Source organism: Sporosarcina sp. resist (genome assembly GCF_014302295.1).
In the GTDB taxonomy this organism is placed as follows: Bacteria; Bacillota; Bacilli; order Bacillales_A; family Planococcaceae; genus Sporosarcina; species Sporosarcina psychrophila.
Map to the genome: position 1 here is coordinate 2,542,390 of NZ_CP060287.1, position 18,477 is coordinate 2,560,866.

At 39.3% G+C, this 18,477-nt stretch carries 20 protein-coding genes, 1 pseudogene and 1 other annotated feature; of the genes and pseudogenes, 16 read left to right on the forward strand and 5 right to left on the reverse strand.

The annotated features are described in order from the left end of the window. Nucleotides 1-31 precede the first annotated feature (31 nt). The 5 genes from H7992_RS12340 (at nt 32) to H7992_RS12360 (ending at nt 3,626) form a co-directional block, all read left to right on the forward strand. Nucleotides 32-712 carry a DUF6710 family protein gene (locus tag H7992_RS12340; protein ID WP_187047735.1) on the forward strand — a complete coding sequence of 227 codons (681 nt, stop codon included), beginning with the start codon at nt 32-34 and terminating at the stop codon, nt 710-712. Nucleotides 713-771: 59 nt separating this feature from the next. Beyond that, nucleotides 772-984 (forward strand): hypothetical protein, encoded by a 213-nt coding sequence (locus tag H7992_RS12345; RefSeq protein WP_187047736.1) that lies wholly within the window; start codon nt 772-774, stop codon nt 982-984. A gap of 320 nt (nt 985-1,304) precedes the next feature. Next, complete coding sequence (locus H7992_RS12350; RefSeq protein WP_187047737.1) at nt 1,305-1,550, forward strand: hypothetical protein; 246 nt, start codon at nt 1,305-1,307, stop codon at nt 1,548-1,550. 113 nt (nt 1,551-1,663) lie between these two features. Continuing rightward, nucleotides 1,664-2,152: a hypothetical protein gene (locus tag H7992_RS12355; RefSeq protein ID WP_187047738.1), complete on the forward strand. Its 489-nt coding sequence runs from the start codon at nt 1,664-1,666 to the stop codon at nt 2,150-2,152. A gap of 463 nt (nt 2,153-2,615) precedes the next feature. Next, nucleotides 2,616-3,626 (forward strand): DUF418 domain-containing protein, encoded by a 1,011-nt coding sequence (locus H7992_RS12360; protein ID WP_187047739.1) that lies wholly within the window; start codon nt 2,616-2,618, stop codon nt 3,624-3,626. Between the two features lie 207 nt (nt 3,627-3,833). Here the strand turns inward: H7992_RS12360 and H7992_RS12365 are convergent, their stop codons facing one another. Together H7992_RS12365 and H7992_RS12370 are read right to left on the reverse strand one after the other, a co-directional pair. Next, nucleotides 3,834-3,977: a hypothetical protein gene (locus H7992_RS12365; protein WP_255428417.1), complete on the reverse strand. Its 144-nt coding sequence runs from the start codon at nt 3,975-3,977 to the stop codon at nt 3,834-3,836. A 214-nt stretch (nt 3,978-4,191) separates the two neighbouring features. Continuing rightward, nucleotides 4,192-4,449, reverse strand: coding sequence for a DUF3949 domain-containing protein (locus H7992_RS12370; protein ID WP_187044798.1), 258 nt, complete (start codon nt 4,447-4,449; stop codon nt 4,192-4,194). 163 nt (nt 4,450-4,612) lie between these two features. Here H7992_RS12370 and H7992_RS12375 point away from each other — a divergent pair, with 163 nt between their 5' ends. Then, complete coding sequence (locus tag H7992_RS12375; protein ID WP_067209130.1) at nt 4,613-5,053, forward strand: BrxA/BrxB family bacilliredoxin; 441 nt, start codon at nt 4,613-4,615, stop codon at nt 5,051-5,053. Nucleotides 5,054-5,151: 98 nt separating this feature from the next. Here the strand turns inward: H7992_RS12375 and prli42 are convergent, their stop codons facing one another. Next, the gene (prli42, locus tag H7992_RS12380) at nt 5,152-5,247 is read right to left on the reverse strand and encodes a stressosome-associated protein Prli42 (RefSeq protein ID WP_156476017.1); all 96 of its coding nucleotides are present in this window, start codon (nt 5,245-5,247) and stop codon (nt 5,152-5,154) included. A 111-nt stretch (nt 5,248-5,358) separates the two neighbouring features. Here prli42 and mce point away from each other — a divergent pair, with 111 nt between their 5' ends. The 6 genes from mce to rnz all read left to right on the forward strand — a co-directional run bounded on the left by mce (nt 5,359) and on the right by rnz (nt 11,328). Continuing rightward, complete coding sequence (mce, locus tag H7992_RS12385; protein ID WP_187044799.1) at nt 5,359-5,769, forward strand: methylmalonyl-CoA epimerase; 411 nt, start codon at nt 5,359-5,361, stop codon at nt 5,767-5,769. A 4-nt stretch (nt 5,770-5,773) separates the two neighbouring features. Next, entirely contained in the window at nt 5,774-7,321 is a 1,548-nt protein-coding gene (locus H7992_RS12390) for an acyl-CoA carboxylase subunit beta (protein ID WP_187044800.1), read from the forward strand. Nucleotides 7,322-7,338: 17 nt separating this feature from the next. Next, nucleotides 7,339-8,460: a M20/M25/M40 family metallo-hydrolase gene (locus H7992_RS12395; RefSeq protein ID WP_187044801.1), complete on the forward strand. Its 1,122-nt coding sequence runs from the start codon at nt 7,339-7,341 to the stop codon at nt 8,458-8,460. Between the two features lie 14 nt (nt 8,461-8,474). Continuing rightward, entirely contained in the window at nt 8,475-8,951 is a 477-nt protein-coding gene (locus tag H7992_RS12400; RefSeq protein WP_067209139.1) for a chemotaxis protein CheW, read from the forward strand. A 237-nt stretch (nt 8,952-9,188) separates the two neighbouring features. Next, nucleotides 9,189-10,373, forward strand: a complete 1,185-nt coding sequence (locus H7992_RS12405; protein ID WP_187044802.1) for a DNA polymerase IV — start codon at nt 9,189-9,191, stop codon at nt 10,371-10,373. Nucleotides 10,374-10,389: 16 nt separating this feature from the next. After that, on the forward strand, nt 10,390-11,328 hold the full coding sequence (gene rnz / locus H7992_RS12410; RefSeq protein WP_187044803.1) for a ribonuclease Z: 939 nt from the start codon (nt 10,390-10,392) through the stop codon (nt 11,326-11,328). A 139-nt stretch (nt 11,329-11,467) separates the two neighbouring features. Here the strand turns inward: rnz and H7992_RS12415 are convergent, their stop codons facing one another. Then, entirely contained in the window at nt 11,468-11,944 is a 477-nt protein-coding gene (locus tag H7992_RS12415) for a YbaK/EbsC family protein (protein ID WP_187044804.1), read from the reverse strand. 351 nt (nt 11,945-12,295) lie between these two features. Continuing rightward, nucleotides 12,296-13,315 carry an NADPH dehydrogenase NamA gene (gene namA / locus H7992_RS12420; RefSeq protein ID WP_187044805.1) on the reverse strand — a complete coding sequence of 340 codons (1,020 nt, stop codon included), beginning with the start codon at nt 13,313-13,315 and terminating at the stop codon, nt 12,296-12,298. A 443-nt stretch (nt 13,316-13,758) separates the two neighbouring features. Here namA and H7992_RS12425 point away from each other — a divergent pair, with 443 nt between their 5' ends. The 4 genes and pseudogenes from H7992_RS12425 to metG all read left to right on the forward strand — a co-directional run bounded on the left by H7992_RS12425 (nt 13,759) and on the right by metG (nt 18,250). Beyond that, nucleotides 13,759-14,793: a serine hydrolase domain-containing protein gene (locus tag H7992_RS12425; protein WP_187044806.1), complete on the forward strand. Its 1,035-nt coding sequence runs from the start codon at nt 13,759-13,761 to the stop codon at nt 14,791-14,793. Between the two features lie 54 nt (nt 14,794-14,847). Continuing rightward, complete coding sequence (locus H7992_RS12430; protein ID WP_187047881.1) at nt 14,848-15,408, forward strand: GNAT family N-acetyltransferase; 561 nt, start codon at nt 14,848-14,850, stop codon at nt 15,406-15,408. 123 nt (nt 15,409-15,531) lie between these two features. Next, on the forward strand, nt 15,532-16,020 hold the full coding sequence (locus H7992_RS12435; protein WP_067209151.1) for a hypothetical protein: 489 nt from the start codon (nt 15,532-15,534) through the stop codon (nt 16,018-16,020). 278 nt (nt 16,021-16,298) lie between these two features. Beyond that, nucleotides 16,299-16,567, forward strand: a binding site (T-box leader). Between the two features lie 51 nt (nt 16,568-16,618). After that, nucleotides 16,619-18,250: pseudogene (gene metG / locus H7992_RS12440) on the forward strand (methionine--tRNA ligase). Nucleotides 18,251-18,477: the final 227 nt, after the last annotated feature.

Genomic DNA, 18,477 nt, shown 5'->3' on the forward strand with positions numbered 1-18,477 from the left:
TGTAGAATTGTGGGTTAAAGGGGGGATTTATATGTTTTGGAAAAGTAAAAATAAAAAAGAGGAACGCATAATAAATATAAAATTCGAGAATAGCATGTTGATGGCTAAAAATATAATAAACGAAAATACAAATATATCGTTAGATGACTCCGAGCATCCCATTTACCGTGCAATTCATATTTTTGCTTTTTCAATACAGTCTAGATTGTTGCAACCTATTATGACAACTGTAGAGTATCATATTCCTAAAATAGATAATCTTTTTTATCCACCTTATCATGTTTTAAAAGAGAATAACATTCCATTAGAAATTTACGAAGATAGTCAAAATACAACTTCTGTAATGCTTGATTTTAGTAAGGATGTTGTGTTTAGTATTCCGTGGTCTCCGAGAAGATTCATTGGAGCTATTTCTAATATTAGTAGGGAAGAATGGTTATATCATGAATTAAATCATAGAGCAGTATTTATAGAGCCGTTTAAAATAGGATTGATTGAGAATGGATTTCACTCTGGAAGCGTAGGTATACTTAACAGAAAAGGAGTATTACCTGCTGAAAAGTTGAAAATGCATTGTCTGTATGATTGGATTGAAACTGACGGAGTGTATTTTTACAAAAAAGACTCTAGAAAAAAACTATGTGAGGTACAGTCCTTCGAAGAGGCTGTAATATTTGAGATTGGTAGATTGATTATTAATCATACAAGATGAATTCCGCATGTTTCTGTTATTCACTTTCGGACCATTATGCGTCGTAGTGAAATAGACAGGTGAATATAAAAGTACCATACGCCATGAAACCAGAGTATGTGACCATCCACAATACGTACAATGATGCGACGGCAGCTAATGAGATTGCTTACATGACAAGGAATGCAACCGTTGTAGGTTATCGCGTCGCAATCGATGACAAGCACGTTGTACAAGCTATCCCATTTACACGCTACTATCTATCATGCAGGGGATGGACAAGACAAAGGTAATCGAGCATCTATCGGTATTGAAATCTGTTACTCACAATCAGCCGGTCCAAAGTATGTTTATGCGGAAGCGAATGCCGTCGACTATAATCTTAAATTAAAAGCGGTACTTCCACAGATTAGATTATGGATGAGCAGCTTTTTTTATTTGTCAAATTCCAGAGGTATTCAAATGAATAAGAACGAATAGAGAATAATGCACTGTTTTTGTTTAACCAACACAGCAGTTAAGTGGAAGAAGAAAAGCTATACATAGTCAATTAGTTAAACAGAGGGCGGATTTTGGATATTATCGAAGCTTAGAAAAGGGAGGATATCGTAAATTGGTCAAAAGACGTGGTAATTATGAAATAAGGATTGTAGGTAAACAGCTAAGCTGTACCCACTGTGAAGGTGTCATTTTTAGTCATCGGGAAGTATATGTTGATGTAGTACCGTTTGTTGATGAAGAGCAAAAGCAGCAATTAACACTGCAGTCTTTAACTTGCAAAGACTGTGGTAATATTCAGCAGTTCCAACAACTAGCGAAAGGGATGGAAACGAATATCGTTTACAAACAGGTAGATTAGATATGGTAGAAGATTTAAGCTGTGAGGAAAGTCGAATTACTATTTTGAACCGACCGCTTATTTGTCTTTTCTGCGCACATGATGTATTTATTCCGTATAGGACGTACAGAAATGTGGAAAAGCCAGGGATTGATGTGTTTTATGTAAACTATACGGCAGTTTGTACGCATTGTGGTGGTGTGATACAGTTTGGAGATCCGAGCTACTTTAATAATCGAGAGGGTGTTTACGTCTGGGCTTTTGATCAAACTCTCCTTCATGCACGTCCCCCAGAGCCACCTATTATCCGCATAGTAGATGAGGTAAAATTGCAGGCACAAAAAAAATGCTTACATTTAGCACTTCGGCTACTCGTGCAAGAGAAAAATGTAGTTGATACAGTGCTTTCCTTAGCCAAGGAGGAACAGTATTGTAAAGTAATAGCATTATTGGAGTCAAAAACGTGTAAGTTAGTTGAAGAAATCAATGCTGAAAAATGTTTAGCGTCAGCCCTACATCAGTTAATGACGCACTGTATCGTCGACAGTAATCAATTGCTCTCCATCGTAATAAATGAAAGCTATCCAGGAATTGAGCCATTTTTAAAGCAGTATATGAAATGAAAAAGCCTACAGTTGTGGTGCTTTAGTTCAACAAGAGGAGATCGTCAATTGACGGTCTTTTTTATTGGTCCAGTTTTCTGTGGAAAGGTTAAACAAGACCAAATAAAAAGCGGCCCCTCTACAGAATTAATTGTGGTTGGCCGCTTTTTATTGAGTAATGAAGTTAAATACTTCCTCATTCGGGTGTTATGTCTATTAGAAGTAAATGTACATACATCACCGTTTGGGTCAGATTATGCATCAAATTTCTGTCTCGCTGTTCAATTACATCTATTAAACATTGGAGAAAAGTGCCCAGCTGTTCGTTCAACTCCTTCATTCGTAATCCAACTTTCATCTAATAGCCGATCTAGCAGGAATTATTAGATGTTGCAAAACTGTAAGGTAAACGTCACCCGAACCGATGGATAGGTATTGGGATTTATCCTACAATGAAATCAGAAATGGAGTGGAGAAATATAGAATGAATAAACGAATTGAGGAATTGGATTATATACGTGGATTCGCCTTGTTGGGAATCATTCTGGTAAATATATTGGCTTTGCTTCAAATAGGTATTCCTGAGCCGCATACAATAGATGCAAGTTATCAACGATTTTTATTTTTATTTGTAGAAGGTCGTTTTTACTCCATTTTTTCATTTTTGTTTGGAGTGGGATTTTATATCTTTCTTACGCGGGCACGAAGTAAAAAACAAAATGGATATGTATTGTTTTTACGTAGAATAGTAATTCTATTTGTATTTGGGATGGTTCATATGTTTTTTCAACCGGGAGAAGCATTAGCAGTTTATGCTGTATGCGGATTACTTGTATTACCGTTCTTTAAAGTAAACAAGCATGTGAACCTTGCTATAGGCATGATGTTGCTTGTCGTGTTTGCAGTTATGGGAGAGAAACTACTCTTAACATTTCCATTGATTTTATTGGGCTTGGTTTGTGGCCAATATCGTATTTTTGAAAACCTTGGTGAAAAAAGACGTCTCTTTATCTTTACAGCAAGCGCGTTAATCTTCAGTGGATTCGCCTTATATGCACAGTATCAATTAGTACCTTACGAACCGTTTTTCAGTATGATAGTTATAGATGAAGAAGGGCCAATTGACGCGGTAAGTAAATTTTTGAGAGCCGGTATAATGGTCGGCCCAGTACTGTCAGCATTTTATGTAGGATTGTTGCTTCTTTTATTACAATCAAAAGTAATAAAACTTGTTCTTTCACCGCTAAAGCATTATGGTCGGATGGCCTTGACCAATTATGTAGGACAAACTGCACTTATTCTACTTGCTGGTAGAGTTTTTAATCTATCAGCAAACCTTTCGTATATGGGAACCTTATATATATGCATAGTAATTTGTGCCATTCAGATGGTGTTCAGTATGATTTGGCTACAATATTTTAAAATGGGCCCACTTGATTGGATCTGGAGAGTTATTACGTATTGGACAATCATTCCTTTGGTTAAAGAAAAATAATGTACCGGCACAACAGAAATATGTTGGATTTTTTATCGTGCGCCCTGCATGGGAGTAGTCTATAGGGTGCAAGTCCCGAACTTTGAAGGCAGAAGTAACAGTTAGCCTAACGCAAGGGTGTCCATGGGGACGTGGAATCCGAAAGAAAGAAGGGTTTGCAAAAAAAACAACGACCAATCAGATTAGGGAAAGTTCGTTATATTTGTTTTATTGAACTTCTAATATAATCTCGTCAATTACTTCCTCTAACTCTTTCCTAAAAATCGGACCCGTACATTCAAGTTCAAAGGTATCTTCAGTGATAAGGTCCTCTAGCGTGTGAATGTCATTCTTTTTAAGTATCTTAGTCAACCGTACACTTAGTTCCAGTATTTCAATTGGTTCTTTCAAATATTTTTTTTGTCAAAGTGGATATCTTAACCGTGTGGGGGGGGTTCTATTAACATGGTGTACGAACTGACAAATTTAAGTATAAACATACAGTAAAAAAGGTAATCCAACCTCGATAAGATTGAGGTAGGATTACCTTTTTGAAAATTACATTGACTTTTCCAACAGCCTTCATCTATTTAACCTTTTTGTTGCCTCGATGGCGCATGAAATAAATATACTGTGCCATTAATGTCGCGGGTAAATTAAAGAGATTACCTTGTAGATTAAGTTGTAACTGTTGCTGCTCAAAACTCATTACTTCATATGTATCGTTATGCGTTAAACCAGATTCTTCAAGCTCTTTTTTTGTAGCTACAATATTGCTATATTGAACTGGAATCATAACAAGAAAGTACATCACGAAAACCGAACCGATGATCCAGAATTCCATTACTTCGTTCTCCTCCTTGTCGAATAATTAGTAGTTAGTAGTTTTACGAAAGAAACTGGAAAAGGTTTCATTTTGGGTTATTAATTATTTCGAAATCGATTTTTTGCAGGAAACTCCCTGTCCTGCTATGATAAAGAAGTAAATAGAGAGGGGTTTGATTAACATGAATATGAATTTTGATCTTTATATGAATGATATCCTTAGACAAGCACGTTCAGAGATGGAAGCTAGCGGTTATGAGCAGCTGACAACGCCTGAGCTTGTTGAAGATGCGTTTAAACGTTCTGGCACAACACTTGTAATGGTGAACTCGGTTTGCGGTTGTGCAGGTGGTATCGCACGTCCAGCAGCTGCACACGCAGTGCATTATGACAAACGTCCGGATCACTTAGTAACTGTGTTTGCAGGACAAGACAAAGAAGCGACTGCACAAGCACGTATGCTTTTCGGAGAAGATCACCTGCCTTCATCACCATCATTCGTACTTCTGAAAGACGGCAAGCTTGTCGCTGAAGTTGGACGTTATGAAATCGAAGGACATGATCCAATGTCTGTTGTGACAAATCTACAAAGTCAATTTGAGGAATATTGCGAAGAACTATAAGAAAAGTGCTGGGCGTCTGAAAATGAACTTAGGCTAGACATATAATGCAAAAAACAGTCCGTATGTGCTAGATTGCACATACGGACTGTTTTTTGCTTTTACATGATCATGCTAAGACCGAACATAACACTTGAAGCAAGCATTGCTCCAACCATTACCAAAACAACGACTTTCTGTACTTTACGATTGCTCATTAGTCAAAAACTCCTTAAGCTTTATAATTCTATTTTAACAGAATTTATGAATATCACAACATCTAGCCGTTTAATGAGGTAAAATGTACAATAGGGGGAGGGGGAATTGTTATGCAAAAAGTAGACCACGTTGGAATCGCTGTCAAAAGTATCGATGTATCAATAGACTATTACATACATACGCTCGGGCTTAGGCTTTTAGCAGTTGAAGAGGTCCCTAGTCAGAACGTGCGCGTAGCTTTCATTGACGCTGGGAATATTAAGCTTGAGTTATTGGAACCACTGGGGGAAGATGGAGCAATTGCGAAATTCATCGAAAAACGTGGTGAAGGGGTTCATCATATCGCATTCGGTGTGACGGATATTCGTTCAAGGATGGCTGAACTGCGGGAAAAAGGCGTTCAGTTACTGCAAGAAGAACCGAAACCGGGTGCTGGTGGAGCGGATGTGGCGTTCCTCCATCCAAAATCATCATTCGGCGTATTGTATGAGCTATGCGATAAAAGCGGCAAAGGGGACTGACAAAATGGATATCTATGATAAAATCAATGAATTGTATGATAGAAAAAGAGTGATTGAACTTGGTGGCGGAGACGAGCGAATTGCTAAACAGCATGAAAAAGGGAAGTTGACCGCAAGAGAACGAATTGACTTGCTGCTAGATCCGAATTCATTTGTTGAATTAAATCCGTTTGTTATCCACCGTACGCGTGACTTTGGGATGGACAAGCAAGTCGGCCCAGGCGATGGCGTGGTAACTGGCTACGGGAAAGTTAACGGTAGACCAATATATTTATTTTCACAGGACTTTACTGTTTTTGGAGGAGCGCTAGGGGAAATGCATGCCATGAAAATCGCCAATGTCATGGATCTCGCTGCTAAAAATGGTGCACCATTCATCGGACTGAATGATTCGGGTGGAGCCCGCATTCAAGAAGGTGTCGTCTCGCTTGACGGTTATGGTGAAATTTTCTACCGTAATGCTATCTACTCGGGTGTTATTCCACAAATATCAGTCATTCTTGGGCCTTGTGCAGGCGGCGCAGTTTATTCGCCAGCCATCACGGACTTTGTATTCATGACGGATGAAACAAGCCAGATGTTCATCACAGGACCGAAAGTAATTGAGACGGTTACTGGGGAGAAGATTTCGTCTGAAGACCTCGGCGGTTCAAAAGTACATAACTCAATCAGCGGGAATGCCCATTTCCGTGGTAAAGATGAGAAGACTGTTCTCGAAAATGTCCGCAAATTACTTGCTTATTTACCACAAAACAATACAGAAAAACCGCCAGTCGCAGCTTATGACGAAGCAGATGATTACCGTGCAAATCTGGCTGATGTTGTGCCCTATGAAACCATTCGTCCATATGACATTCGGAAGGTTATCGAACAAGTCGTTGATACGGATTCCTTCATGGAAGTTCAAGCGGAATTTGCAAGAAATGCTGTCGTCGGATTGGCCCGTATGAAAGGGGAACCGGTCGGACTCGTTTGTAATCAGCCGAAAGTAATGGCGGGTGGCCTTGATATTGATTCATCCGATAAAATTGCACGTTTCATCCGATTCTGTGACTCTTTCAATATTCCAATCATTACTTTTGAAGATGTAACTGGATTCTTCCCGGGCATTAAACAGGAGCATGGTGGTATAATTCGCCACGGTGCAAAAATTTTGTACGCTTATTCGGAAGCAACTGTGCCAAAAATAACGGTTATCCTACGCAAGGCATTTGGCGGTGCTTATGTAGCACTGAACTCTAAATCAATCGGAGCAGATATTGTCTATGCTTGGCCAAATGCTGAAATTGCAGTTATGGGTGCGCAAGGCGCTGCGAATATCATCTTTGCCAGAGAAATTGCCAATAGCGACGATCCGGAAGCAATGCGCGCAGAAAAAATCGAGGAATACCGAGAGAAATTCTCAAATCCTTACGTTGCGGCATCACACGGCATGGTCGATGACGTTATTGATCCGCGTGAAACACGCATTAAACTATTGCAAGCACTTGACATGATGCGCAACAAGCAAGAGACTAGACCGAAGAAGAAACACGGTAATATACCGTTATAATTAAGGGGATGCTTTAAATGAATAAACAAAGATTACTAGAAGAATTTTTGGAACTCGTACAAATTGATTCTGAAACGAAAAACGAACGGGCGATTGCTGATGTTTTAACACTAAAAATGGAAGCACTCGGTTTTGATGTTGAGGAAGATGATTCTGACGATCGCACTGGACATGGCGCAGGTAACCTTATTGCGACGTTGAAAGGGACTACTGAAGCCATCGATCCAATTTATTTCACATGTCATATGGATACTGTCGTTCCTGGTCAAAGTATTAAACCGGAATTGCGTGATGACGGTTATGTCTATTCTGACGGTACGACAATTCTTGGCGCAGATGATAAAGCAGGAATTGCGGCTCTATTTGAAATGGCACGTACATTGAAAGAAAGTGGTAAACCACACGGCGATATTCAGTTCATTATAACAGCAGGTGAAGAAAGTGGACTAGTCGGGGCGAAAGAGATGGATGCGTCATTGATTACGGCGAAATACGGCTATGCTGTCGACAGTGACCAAAAAGTTGGCGGAATTGTAACTGCTGCACCTTTCCAAGCAAAATTATGGACGACAATCCATGGCAAAACAGCACATGCTGGCGTTGCACCTGAAAAAGGAGTTTCTGCCATCAATATCGCGGCTAAATCGATTTCTGCAATGTCCCTGGGTCGCATTGACTCAGAAACAACTGCTAATATCGGACGCTTTGAAGGTGGACAAGCAACGAATATTGTCTGTGATGAAGTTCGTATTTTAGCGGAAGCAAGATCTATCAATCAAGAAAAGCTGAATGAACAGATAGAACATATGATTCGTACATTTGAGCGGACTGCTGAACTAATGGGCGGAACAGCTGAAACAGAAGTTCAGCTGATGTATCCAGGATTTAGTTTTGAAGAAGACGCAGAAGTCGTGCAAACGGCGATGAAGGCCATTACGAATATCGGACTAACGCCACAGTTAATGACTAGCGGCGGTGGAAGTGACGGTAATGTATTCAATGGCGCAGGTATTCCAACAGTTACACTAGCTGTTGGTTACGAAGAAATTCACACGAAAAATGAGCGGATGCCTGTTGATGAGTTGAACAAGCTGACAGAACTCTTGCTTGAAATCATCCATGTAACAGCGAATAAGTAAAAGGGGGTAAAAGGATGAGTGATTTAAAAGCAGTTATTGTCCAATGTGGTAACGAGGAATACGCGATTGCTGTTGATACTGTCGTGTCAATTGAGCGTCTTGAACAAATAAACCCGATTCCACATCTTCCTGAATATATGCTCGGACTTATGCGGATTCGTGGGGAACTTGTTCCGATTCTGGATTTTGAACAGATTCTCTATGGTAAAACTGCACAAGGATATGAAGATGCACGTGTTGTTGTAGTTCAAACTGGCAGTTTATACATTGGTTTACTTGTACTGAATGCGAAAGAAATTCTTGATATTCCAGAAAGTGCTTTAACTTCCTCGGGACTTATTGCGTACTCAAGAACACCTTATTTCACAACAGTTGCAAATTTAGAAAACCGAATGATTACCGTTGTCGATCCTGAGATTTTATCCCAAACGCTTGCTGGGATGGATAAAATCGGCGAGTATGTGGAAGCACAACTAGCACAAGAAAAGTAATCTGTAAGCCGGGCAGTGGCATCTGTCCGGTTTTTGCATGTTATAATTAAATATATTAAACAAATGGATACCTAAAAAACTAAGTGAAGGCGCCCTAAATGGGGTAGTCAAAGCCCTAAGAATGGTGGCTAAGTTTCTTGGCTTAGGGCGGGAGATATCCCCCTTGCACCTGAGCGAATTCAATGGCATTCTTTATTTCTACATAAGTAGTATTAAAGTGAAGGAGGGGAATATGTCTTGACGACGGTTAGTGATTCACAAGCAAAGGTCATTCTTCATCTGGATATGAATAGTTTTTTTGCATCCGTTGAACAAGCGCATGACCCTTCCTTGAAAGGTATCGCAATGGCGGTTGCCGGTAATCCAAAAGCACGAAAAGGCATTCTTGTGACATGTTCGTATGAAGCAAGATCGTTTGGCATTTACACGACGATGACTGTCGGTGAGGCGAAACGGCTATGTCCAGATCTGGTAATTGTCCCGCCAGATTTCGAAAAATATCGAATCGCTTCGTCTGCTGTTTTCGACTTGTTACGAACCTTTACTGACCTTGTAGAACCGGTGTCAATTGATGAGGCGTATATCGATATTACTGCGATTGGTGGATTGACCAATGCTGTGAATATTGCATCTGCTATGCAACAACGTCTTTTGCAGGAGCTTGACCTGCCGTGTTCGATTGGTATCGCGCCGAATAAGTTTCTTGCGAAGACTGCATCAGATATGAAAAAACCGATGGGTATTACGATTTTACGAAAGAGGGAAATTGAATCTATCTTGTGGCCACTTCCGGTTATTGAAATGCATGGAATTGGGAAGAGTACAGAGAAAAAGATGAATGAGTTGGGCCTTTTCACAATCGGGGATTTGGCAAAAACAGATGAGATCACCATAAAATCGTCTTTTGGGAAACACGGCATCCGACTACATGAACGTGCAAATGGTATTGACCACCGTCTTGTAGACCCTGAAGCTGCTGAAGAACGTAAAAGTTTTGGCAGCTCAACGACATTACCGGTAGATGAAACTGATTTGGATGAATGCCTGAAGGTTTTCAAATGGTTGGCGTCCAAAGTAGCGGCCCGTCTTGATACTAAACAATTAGCCGGCACAGTCGTCATGATCCAAATACGTACAGCAGACTGGCGTAATCATTCTCGAAGCAGGACGGTCCTTAATCCACTTTATAAAGAACAAGATATTTATAAAGAAGCTGCTGATTTATTTACAAGGCATTGGGATGGCGAACCAATTCGTCTTCTTGGTATTACCGTATCAAATGTGGTTATGATGAATGAACTGCATGAACAGCTATCAATTTATAACTTTGAAAAACATGCGAAAGAAGAGACAATGGATACTTTGCTTTCGCAGTTGGAACAAAAATTCGGTCCTGGAACAGTGAAGCGGGGCATGAAATGAAAGGTGGATATCCGTTATGGAACTACAATTTTTAGGAACTGGGGCGGGTATGCCGTCCAAAATGCGTAATACGTCAGCTGTCGTTTTGAATTTATCGGCCGAAGGGGACGGTTATTGGCTATTCGATTGTGGGGAAGCGACGCAACACCAGATATTACATACATCGCTAAAACCACGGAAAATCGGCAAGATATTTATCACGCATTTGCACGGCGATCATATTTTCGGATTACCCGGATTGATTGGCTCGCGCTCATTCCTTGGTGGCGAGGAGCAACTTGACATTTATGGGCCAACTGGGTTGAATGAATGGATTAAGACAACGTTGCGCGTAACCAATACGCATTTAAACTATGAGCTAATTGTTCATGAAATCGGGGAAGGCGTTGTTTTTGAAGATGCCGATTACCGTGTAACTGCGAAAAGTTTACAGCATATTATCCCGTGTTTAGGTTATCGGATTGAGCAAAAGCCTCTTCCAGGAAAGTTACTCATCACCAAAGCGAAAGAAGCGGGTGTACCAAACGGTCCGCTACTGAAACAGTTGAAGAGCGGAGAAGATGTGATATTGGAGGACGGGCGAGTTGTTGCCAGTTCGGACGTCACCGGGGAACCGCAAGAAGGATTTATAGTTGCCATTCTTGGTGATACAAATTATTGTAGTGCCGCTGTTGAACTGGCGCAAGACACGGACATTCTTGTTCACGAGGCTACGTTCGATATAGATACGGGAAATCTGGCGAAAGAATATGGCCATTCAACAATCGGGGATGCAGCACGGGTAGCGCAAGAAGCAGGAGCTAAAACGCTTATTGCAAATCATATTAGTGCCCGATTCATGCCTAGCGACGTGGCGCAATTGCAAAAACAAGGGGAAGCCATTTTCCCAGCACTCCATATTGCGGAAGACTTCTCACGGTTCGAATGGAAAAACGGTGAAGTTATTCGGGACTAAACATGAATTCAGAGTGATATAGGTGCTTTTCAGCCGTTACATCTACTTGAACATAGCAATATCTTATGTGAAAATATGTAAGCTGAAACCCGATTTTTCCTATTGCAGGAAGAATCGGGTTTAGTGTATGTATCAAACATTATTTTACAGAAATAACTTGTCCATTTGTCATTTTCTCGAGTTCATCTGGTGTTAATTGAAATACTGCTTTCGGATGTCCAGCAGCAGCCCAGATCGTTTCATACTTGAAAAGGTCTTCGTCAATTAAGGTTAGTACAGAGTTTTTATGCCCTAATGGGGGAACCCCGCCAATAACAAATCCTGTGGATTCACGGACAAAATCAGCGTCTGCTTTACCTAGTTTGTCATTTAGCGTTTGAGCAACTAGCTTCTCATCAATGCGATTGATTCCACTCGCAACAACTAATAGCGGCTCATTTGTACTTTTTAGTTTGAATATAATCGATTTAGCAATCTGCGCGACCTCACACCCTAAGGCATCTGCCGCTTCTTGAGCAGTTCGAGCGCTGTCTGTCAATTTGACGACCTCGTTTGGATGTCCTAATTCCAATAGTTTCTCTTGTACTTGTTTAACACTAGTCGTTAACTTCTGCATTTATCTCAATCCCTTCAAACATTTTCGTTTAATAGACAATATTCTACAAAGTTATAACCTTTACCTTTATTTTTGGTGAACACTCAGAAAGGTTATATAACTCCATTAGGAGATATTTGGAACTACTACGTAGAATTGAATGAGTTAGACAAATACTTTATCTGGTTCGTGAAGTTTCCACGAATTTTATATCTCGAGTAGGTGAATAAATTATATTTACTATTGGTAGATACCTAAGAGGATACTCTACAGGCATATCACTAAAAAAGTAGTAGTGCGAACCCGTGCCAGGGTTTGCACTACTACTTTTTTATTTATAAATTACTGTCCAATATTGGCAGGATAACTTATTTAAAACATCCAGCCTCGCTCATACTGTTTCGGCGACTGGATCTCAACACGAAGGTCTTTTGCAGCTGTATATGCCCAGTACGGGTCGCGCAATAGTTCGCGTGCCAGCAAAATCATATCGGCACGGCCGTTTTTCAAGATTTCTTCTGCTTGGATACCAGTTGTGATCAGGCCAACTGCGCCCGTTAATATATCGGCACCATCTTTAATTGTTTCCGAAAATTTCACTTGATAGCCAGGAAATGAATCAATTGCGGCTGGGACGACCGCTCCGGAACTAACATCAATTAGATCGACGCCTTGCTCTTTCATCCACTTCGCCATTTCAATGTACGCAATGGACGTCATGCCTCCGTCAGTATAATCATGTGCAGATATTCGGACGAACAAGGGACCTTGCCAAACAGTGCGAACTACTTCGATAATTTCACGTAACAAGCGATAGCGGTTTACTGCAGAGCCGCCGTAATCATCCGTCCGTTTATTCGATAAAGGCGACAGGAATTCATTAATAAGATAGCCATGTGCACCATGGAGTTCAATGACGTCAAACCCGGCTTTCTTCGCACGAATTGCACCTTCCTTGAATGCTTGTACAGTCGTTTTTATATCGTCTATAGTCATTTCAACAGGCGATTTATACTTTTCATTGAATGCAATTGCGGACGGTGCATAAATATCGCCGTCGACTGTCGCTTTACGTCCAGCATGTGCGAGCTGGATGCCCGTTTTCGCGCCCTGCTGTTGCATGAGATGGACCACTTCTGTTAATCCCGCAATATGGTCGTCGCTCCAGATGCCAAGATCTTGTGAGGAAATTCGTCCCGCAGGTTGTACTGCTGTAGCCTCAACAATGATAAGGCCAACTTGACCGACAGCACGTGTGGCGTAATGTGTCTTATGCCAATCCTCAATCATTCCGTCTTCGTTATGGCTCGAATACATACACATCGGTGACATAACGATGCGGTTTTTAAATTCAACATCGCGTATTGTAAATGGTTCAAATAACTTTGCCATGTTTTTAACCCCCTAAATGATTAATACGATTAGTATAACAAATGCGGGAATATAAGGCGGGGGTCCCGACTTGGAAAGATGATTGGCATTAACACGATTTTTCAAAAAAAGTGTCAGAGAACGACCCCCTAAATAGCAGGAGAAGTTATCACCATTCTAGAAGAGTTATCTATCAAAGGAAAAGTTGGTGGGAAAATGGAGGCTTTTTTAGTTATAGATGTGCAAAATGGAATAGTGAATTTCGGTAATTTTCAAGAGAGCTGTCAATAATCAAGATTGTTATTAAGGATTTCAAGGCTAATGGAAAACCTGTTATTTTCATTAGGCATTGGTCAGATGCAATTGAAGTATTGGATTACGAGGAATTTGTCAAAGAGTATAAACTATCTAACTTACGTTGAAGCAAAGATATGACTTAAAACAGATACATTGGGGGAATAAAAGTGAACATAAAAATTACAGAGCAGATTGCAAAAATTCAAAGTAGTAATCATTTCTCAGGTACTGTATTTGTTAAAGATGGGGAAAGGATTTTGGCAGATGTAAGCTATGGTTATGCCAATCGTTCTGAACAATTAAAAAATCAAAGAACATCTCGATATGGAATAGCGTCTGGATGTAAGCTTTTCACCTCAATTGCAATTTGTCAGCTTGTAGAAGAAGGAAAACTATCTTTTGATACGACTATAGGAGAATGTCTTGATTTAGATTTTCCGTATTTAGACGAAAAGATAACCATCCACCATTTACTGACGCATACTACAGGAATGCCAGATTATTTCGATGAAGAAGTCATGGATGACTTTGAGGAACTGTGGGTCAAAAATCCGATGTATCACTTAAGACGTTTGAGCGACTTTTTGCCACTTTTTCAAAATGAGCACATGAAATCTCCGATAGTAGGGCGGTTTCACTACAATAATGCAGGTTATATTTTGCTAGGTTTGATAGTTGAACAAGTAAGTGGACTTGTCTTTACTGACTACGTTGAAGAACGTATTTTTAAAGAAGTCGGCATGTTAGAATCAGGATACTTTGCGTTTGATGCTCTTCCGCAAGGGACTGCTTTAGGGTATATAGATAATTCAGACGGAACATGGAAAACGAATATTTATTCACTACCAGTAAAAGGCGGTTCGGATGGCGGAGCATATGTAACAGCAAAAGATATGGTTAGGCTATGGGAAGCCTTGATGAACCATCGACTTCTAAATGAGGTACTAACCAATCAGTTACTCACGGCTCATACTCAAGTCGATGAAGATAGCTTTTATGGATATGGCATATGGATTAAGAAAAATGAAAAAGGTGTATTTAAGTATCATGTAATGGGCTATGATCCTGGAGTTAGCTTTCACTCCGCTTATTTTCCCAATTCATCTCAAATAGTTGTTGTATGCTCAAACAAGTCAACAGGAGCATTTGACATTATGAATGGAATTGAAGAGGAACTGACAAGGTTCCAAGCCTTTAAATAAAAAATGACTTGAACCTTATTAAAATTGACGAAGAGGAGAGTGGGAAAGTTAGATATGGGGATTTTTTTGATTGGGGAATATCTTAAAAGTGAAAGAGTAATAATGCGAGAAATTGAAGAGAAAGATTGGGTAGATGTTCATAAATATGCATCGCAACAACTAGTGTGTCAGTACCAACCGTGGGGACCAAACTCTGAGGAGGAATCTGAAGAGTTTGTAAAACAAGTTATTGTAGATGCCAAAAAGAAACCAAGAAGTCGATTTGTATTTGCCATAATTTTAAGGGGAAACGGAAACATGATTGGGGCAGCTGAGTTAAATATCCAAGATTATAGCAATAAAATCGGAGAAATTGGCTACATTATAAATCCAGATTTTTGGGGAATGGGATATGCAACAGAGGCAGCGAAATTGGTAATTGAATTCAGTTTTAAAAATTTTAATCTCCATCGTATTTATGCGACATGCGACCCAAGAAATGTTGCTTCATCAAAGGTGCTAGAGAAAATAGGCATGACAAAAGAAGGTAGAATACGTGAGGATTTACTACTAAAAGATGGATGGCGTGATTCCCTTTTATACAGTATTTTAGTTCATGAGTGGAGTGGAAAATAGAGTGCTAAATTTTCACCAAAAGATGATAAATAACTTTAATACCGAATCGATTTCTGTGCAAAAAAAACGAGTGAAAGATACTACTATATATAAATATAGTTTTGACTGATAGAAGGGGAAATTATGAATAGAGAACATTATTTATATGAAGAATTTATATGTATTTCTGGATTATTAAACCAACAGTTAGACATTGTACCTGTCTTATATGGTTCATTAGGTCTTGGAAAAGTAACAAATATCGACTTTTCTCCTCAAGATATTGATATACTTGTGCCCTTAACTTATTTAGAAGAAAAATGGAAATTTCTCCAACATACCATGGAACAGCTAGGCTATAGAATGGTTAACTTACAGGAACATGAATTTATTAAAAATGATATTAAAATTGGGTTTGCTTTTACGGAAGATTTATTGGAATTTGCGGATGTAGATTATACAAGTTTAAACCTATTTGAAGATGCTGGTTCAGAATACTATTTACCTACGATTTTGGATTTCGTTAAAGTCTATAATAAATCGCTAGAAGATGGCTATAGAAGAACAAAAAATAACAATAAGGACTTGGATAAATTAGAGATTTTAAATATAATTATACAGAATACATTATAATTACAATGAATATAAGTTCTCAAAATGGCATAGTCTAAATAAGGAAATAACTTACATAAAAGTAACTGGATTAAGTTTTACAATCGAAATAATTTTTGGGGCAACTCATTATTCACAAATCCCATATGTAATGCATGGTGACTCCTTTACTTGTAATAATCCACTGTAGTGTATCGCTGACGTTGTGATACAAGTATGGTTAACATGACCAGGAAATACGTTTATTTATTATTTGCATTTACACACACACTTCTCTATAATCAATTCAAACCTTATATCAAACGGCAATGACGAGGAAAAGTAATGAGACGATGTTATATAGAGAGCTTCTGTTGGTGGAAATGAAGCAAACTAGTCTGATGAACATGATCTCCGAGCTTTGCACTGAAAATCCGCGGATGAGTAGGCTGCAACAAGATTTGGCACTTGTTACAAATGTCAAAGTATACTCGCAGGATTTGTAGCGACGTACTTACTAAGACAAGTGGCGTGAGCTATTTGTGAACTAAGGTGGTACCACGAGTGAAATATTAACCTCGTCCTTATCGATACGATAAGTGGCGGGGTTTTTTGTATGCCCTAAAAAGGAGGAATTCGTTTGAGCATTTTAATTGGGGGTGCGTGGCCATATGCCAATGGGTCATTGCATTTAGGCCATATCGCAGCGTTGTTACCGGGGGATATTTTAGCGAGGTATTACCGACTAAAGGGTGAATCCGTCTTATATGTGTCAGGTAGCGATTGTAATGGTACACCTATTTCGATTAGGGCCAATCAAGAAGGGCTAGCGATTCAAGATATCGCAGATCGCTATCATCAAGAATTTATAGAAAGCTTTGCGATACTGGGATTTAGTTATGATTTTTATTCCAGAACGGATAGTCAACAACATCATGAAGTTGTCCAGCGGATTTTCTTGCAGCTACTTGAGAATGGATATATTTATAAAAAAGAGATTGAACAAACGTATTGTGAGTTTGACCACCAATTTTTACCGGATCGGTATGTGGAGGGTGTTTGTCCGAACTGTGGACATCCATCTCGTGGGGATCAATGTGATAATTGTTCAACCATCCTTGATCCGCTTGATTTAATTGACCGTAAATGCAAAATTTGTGGCAATGAACCAACCACAAAGGCAACGGAACACTTCTACTTTTCATTAAGTTCATTTCAACATGAGCTAGAAGAGCAAGTTAAGAAGGTTCGGGCAAACAAAGCGTGGAGAGAAAATGCCATCCATTTATCAGAAAGATATTTGACAGAAGGTTTACATGACCGCGCTGTGTCCAGAGATTTACAAAATGGAGTTAGTGTCCCAGTACAAGGTTATGAGGATAAAAAAGTATACGTTTGGATTGAAGTAGTATCAGGTTATTATTCGGCCAGTCAACAATGGGCGATTGACACTAATCAAAGTGATGAAGCTTTTTGGAATGAAGAGACCGTATCTTACTATGTACATGGGAAAGACAACATTCCCTTCCACTCGATTATTTGGCCATCTATTTTATCGGGTATTGGAAAGGACGCTTTTCCAACACATATCGTTTCAAACGAGTACTTAACATTAGAAAAAATGAAACTATCAACGAGCAAAAACTGGGCTGTGTGGGTTCCCGCCATTTTGGAAAGTTATGATCCTGACTCCATTCGATACTTTCTAACTGCAAATGCACCTGAAAATAGAGACGCTGATTTTTCGTGGCGTGAATTCATTTTCAGTCATAATTCTGAGCTTCTTGGTGCTTACGGTAACCTCGTAAATCGGACGTTGAAGTTTATTGACAAATCATTTGAAGGGGCTGTTACTGGTAACCTGGATTTAGATATTGTAGAAATGACTCAATCTAGATATGGTGAGATTGGTCACTTGATTGAACAAGGTCATTTCAAACAAGCGATTGAAACGATTTTTGAAACCATTCGCTTCGGAAATAAATACTTTGATACAAAACAACCTTGGAAAGAAATCCATGAGAACAGGGAAGAGTGCAAGAATATTTTACTTACATGTGTGCATATTATTGCAAATTGTGCTTAGTTATTATCGCCATTCCTACCTTTTTCAAGTGATAAAGTGAAAGTAATGTTGAATTTAGCACCATTTACTTGGGAACCCATAGAAAAATCAATATATCAAACCTTTCAAGTAAGTCCTTTATTTGAACGAATCGATTTAAATCAGATAGAGATCGAATTAGAAAAGTTAAAATTGAATGCAATATAAGTATAGACCAGAGAAAAATTACTAGACTAAACTGCGGGCATATTCAAAGTTAAACCGCTATTCCACTTTAAATAATCAGACAACAATGGCAGCATAAGTGTTTTCAAACATCTAAAATAAGGGGGATGTTCAATATGTATTCCTTGTTCTGAATAAAATTAATCAAGATTAAATTGTTACTATAATAAATATACGGACCAAGAGTGGCGTTATTATAGGGGGGGAAT

What these genes read in the sequence shown, in the direction of transcription:
- H7992_RS12340 (WP_187047735.1), top strand. Translation starts at nt 32, where the DNA reads ATGTTTTGGAAAAGTAAAAATAAAAAAGAGGAACGCATAATAAATATA.
- H7992_RS12360 (WP_187047739.1), top strand. Translation starts at nt 2,616, where the DNA reads ATGAATAAACGAATTGAGGAATTGGATTATATACGTGGATTCGCCTTG.
- H7992_RS12370 (WP_187044798.1), bottom strand. Translation starts at nt 4,449, where the DNA reads ATGGAATTCTGGATCATCGGTTCGGTTTTCGTGATGTACTTTCTTGTT.
- H7992_RS12375 (WP_067209130.1), top strand. Translation starts at nt 4,613, where the DNA reads ATGAATATGAATTTTGATCTTTATATGAATGATATCCTTAGACAAGCA.
- prli42 (WP_156476017.1), bottom strand. Translation starts at nt 5,247, where the DNA reads ATGAGCAATCGTAAAGTACAGAAAGTCGTTGTTTTGGTAATGGTTGGA.
- mce (WP_187044799.1), top strand. Translation starts at nt 5,359, where the DNA reads ATGCAAAAAGTAGACCACGTTGGAATCGCTGTCAAAAGTATCGATGTA.
- H7992_RS12390 (WP_187044800.1), top strand. Translation starts at nt 5,774, where the DNA reads ATGGATATCTATGATAAAATCAATGAATTGTATGATAGAAAAAGAGTG.
- H7992_RS12395 (WP_187044801.1), top strand. Translation starts at nt 7,339, where the DNA reads ATGAATAAACAAAGATTACTAGAAGAATTTTTGGAACTCGTACAAATT.
- H7992_RS12400 (WP_067209139.1), top strand. Translation starts at nt 8,475, where the DNA reads ATGAGTGATTTAAAAGCAGTTATTGTCCAATGTGGTAACGAGGAATAC.
- rnz (WP_187044803.1), top strand. Translation starts at nt 10,390, where the DNA reads ATGGAACTACAATTTTTAGGAACTGGGGCGGGTATGCCGTCCAAAATG.
- H7992_RS12415 (WP_187044804.1), bottom strand. Translation starts at nt 11,944, where the DNA reads ATGCAGAAGTTAACGACTAGTGTTAAACAAGTACAAGAGAAACTATTG.
- namA (WP_187044805.1), bottom strand. Translation starts at nt 13,315, where the DNA reads ATGGCAAAGTTATTTGAACCATTTACAATACGCGATGTTGAATTTAAA.
- H7992_RS12430 (WP_187047881.1), top strand. Translation starts at nt 14,848, where the DNA reads ATGGGGATTTTTTTGATTGGGGAATATCTTAAAAGTGAAAGAGTAATA.
- H7992_RS12435 (WP_067209151.1), top strand. Translation starts at nt 15,532, where the DNA reads ATGAATAGAGAACATTATTTATATGAAGAATTTATATGTATTTCTGGA.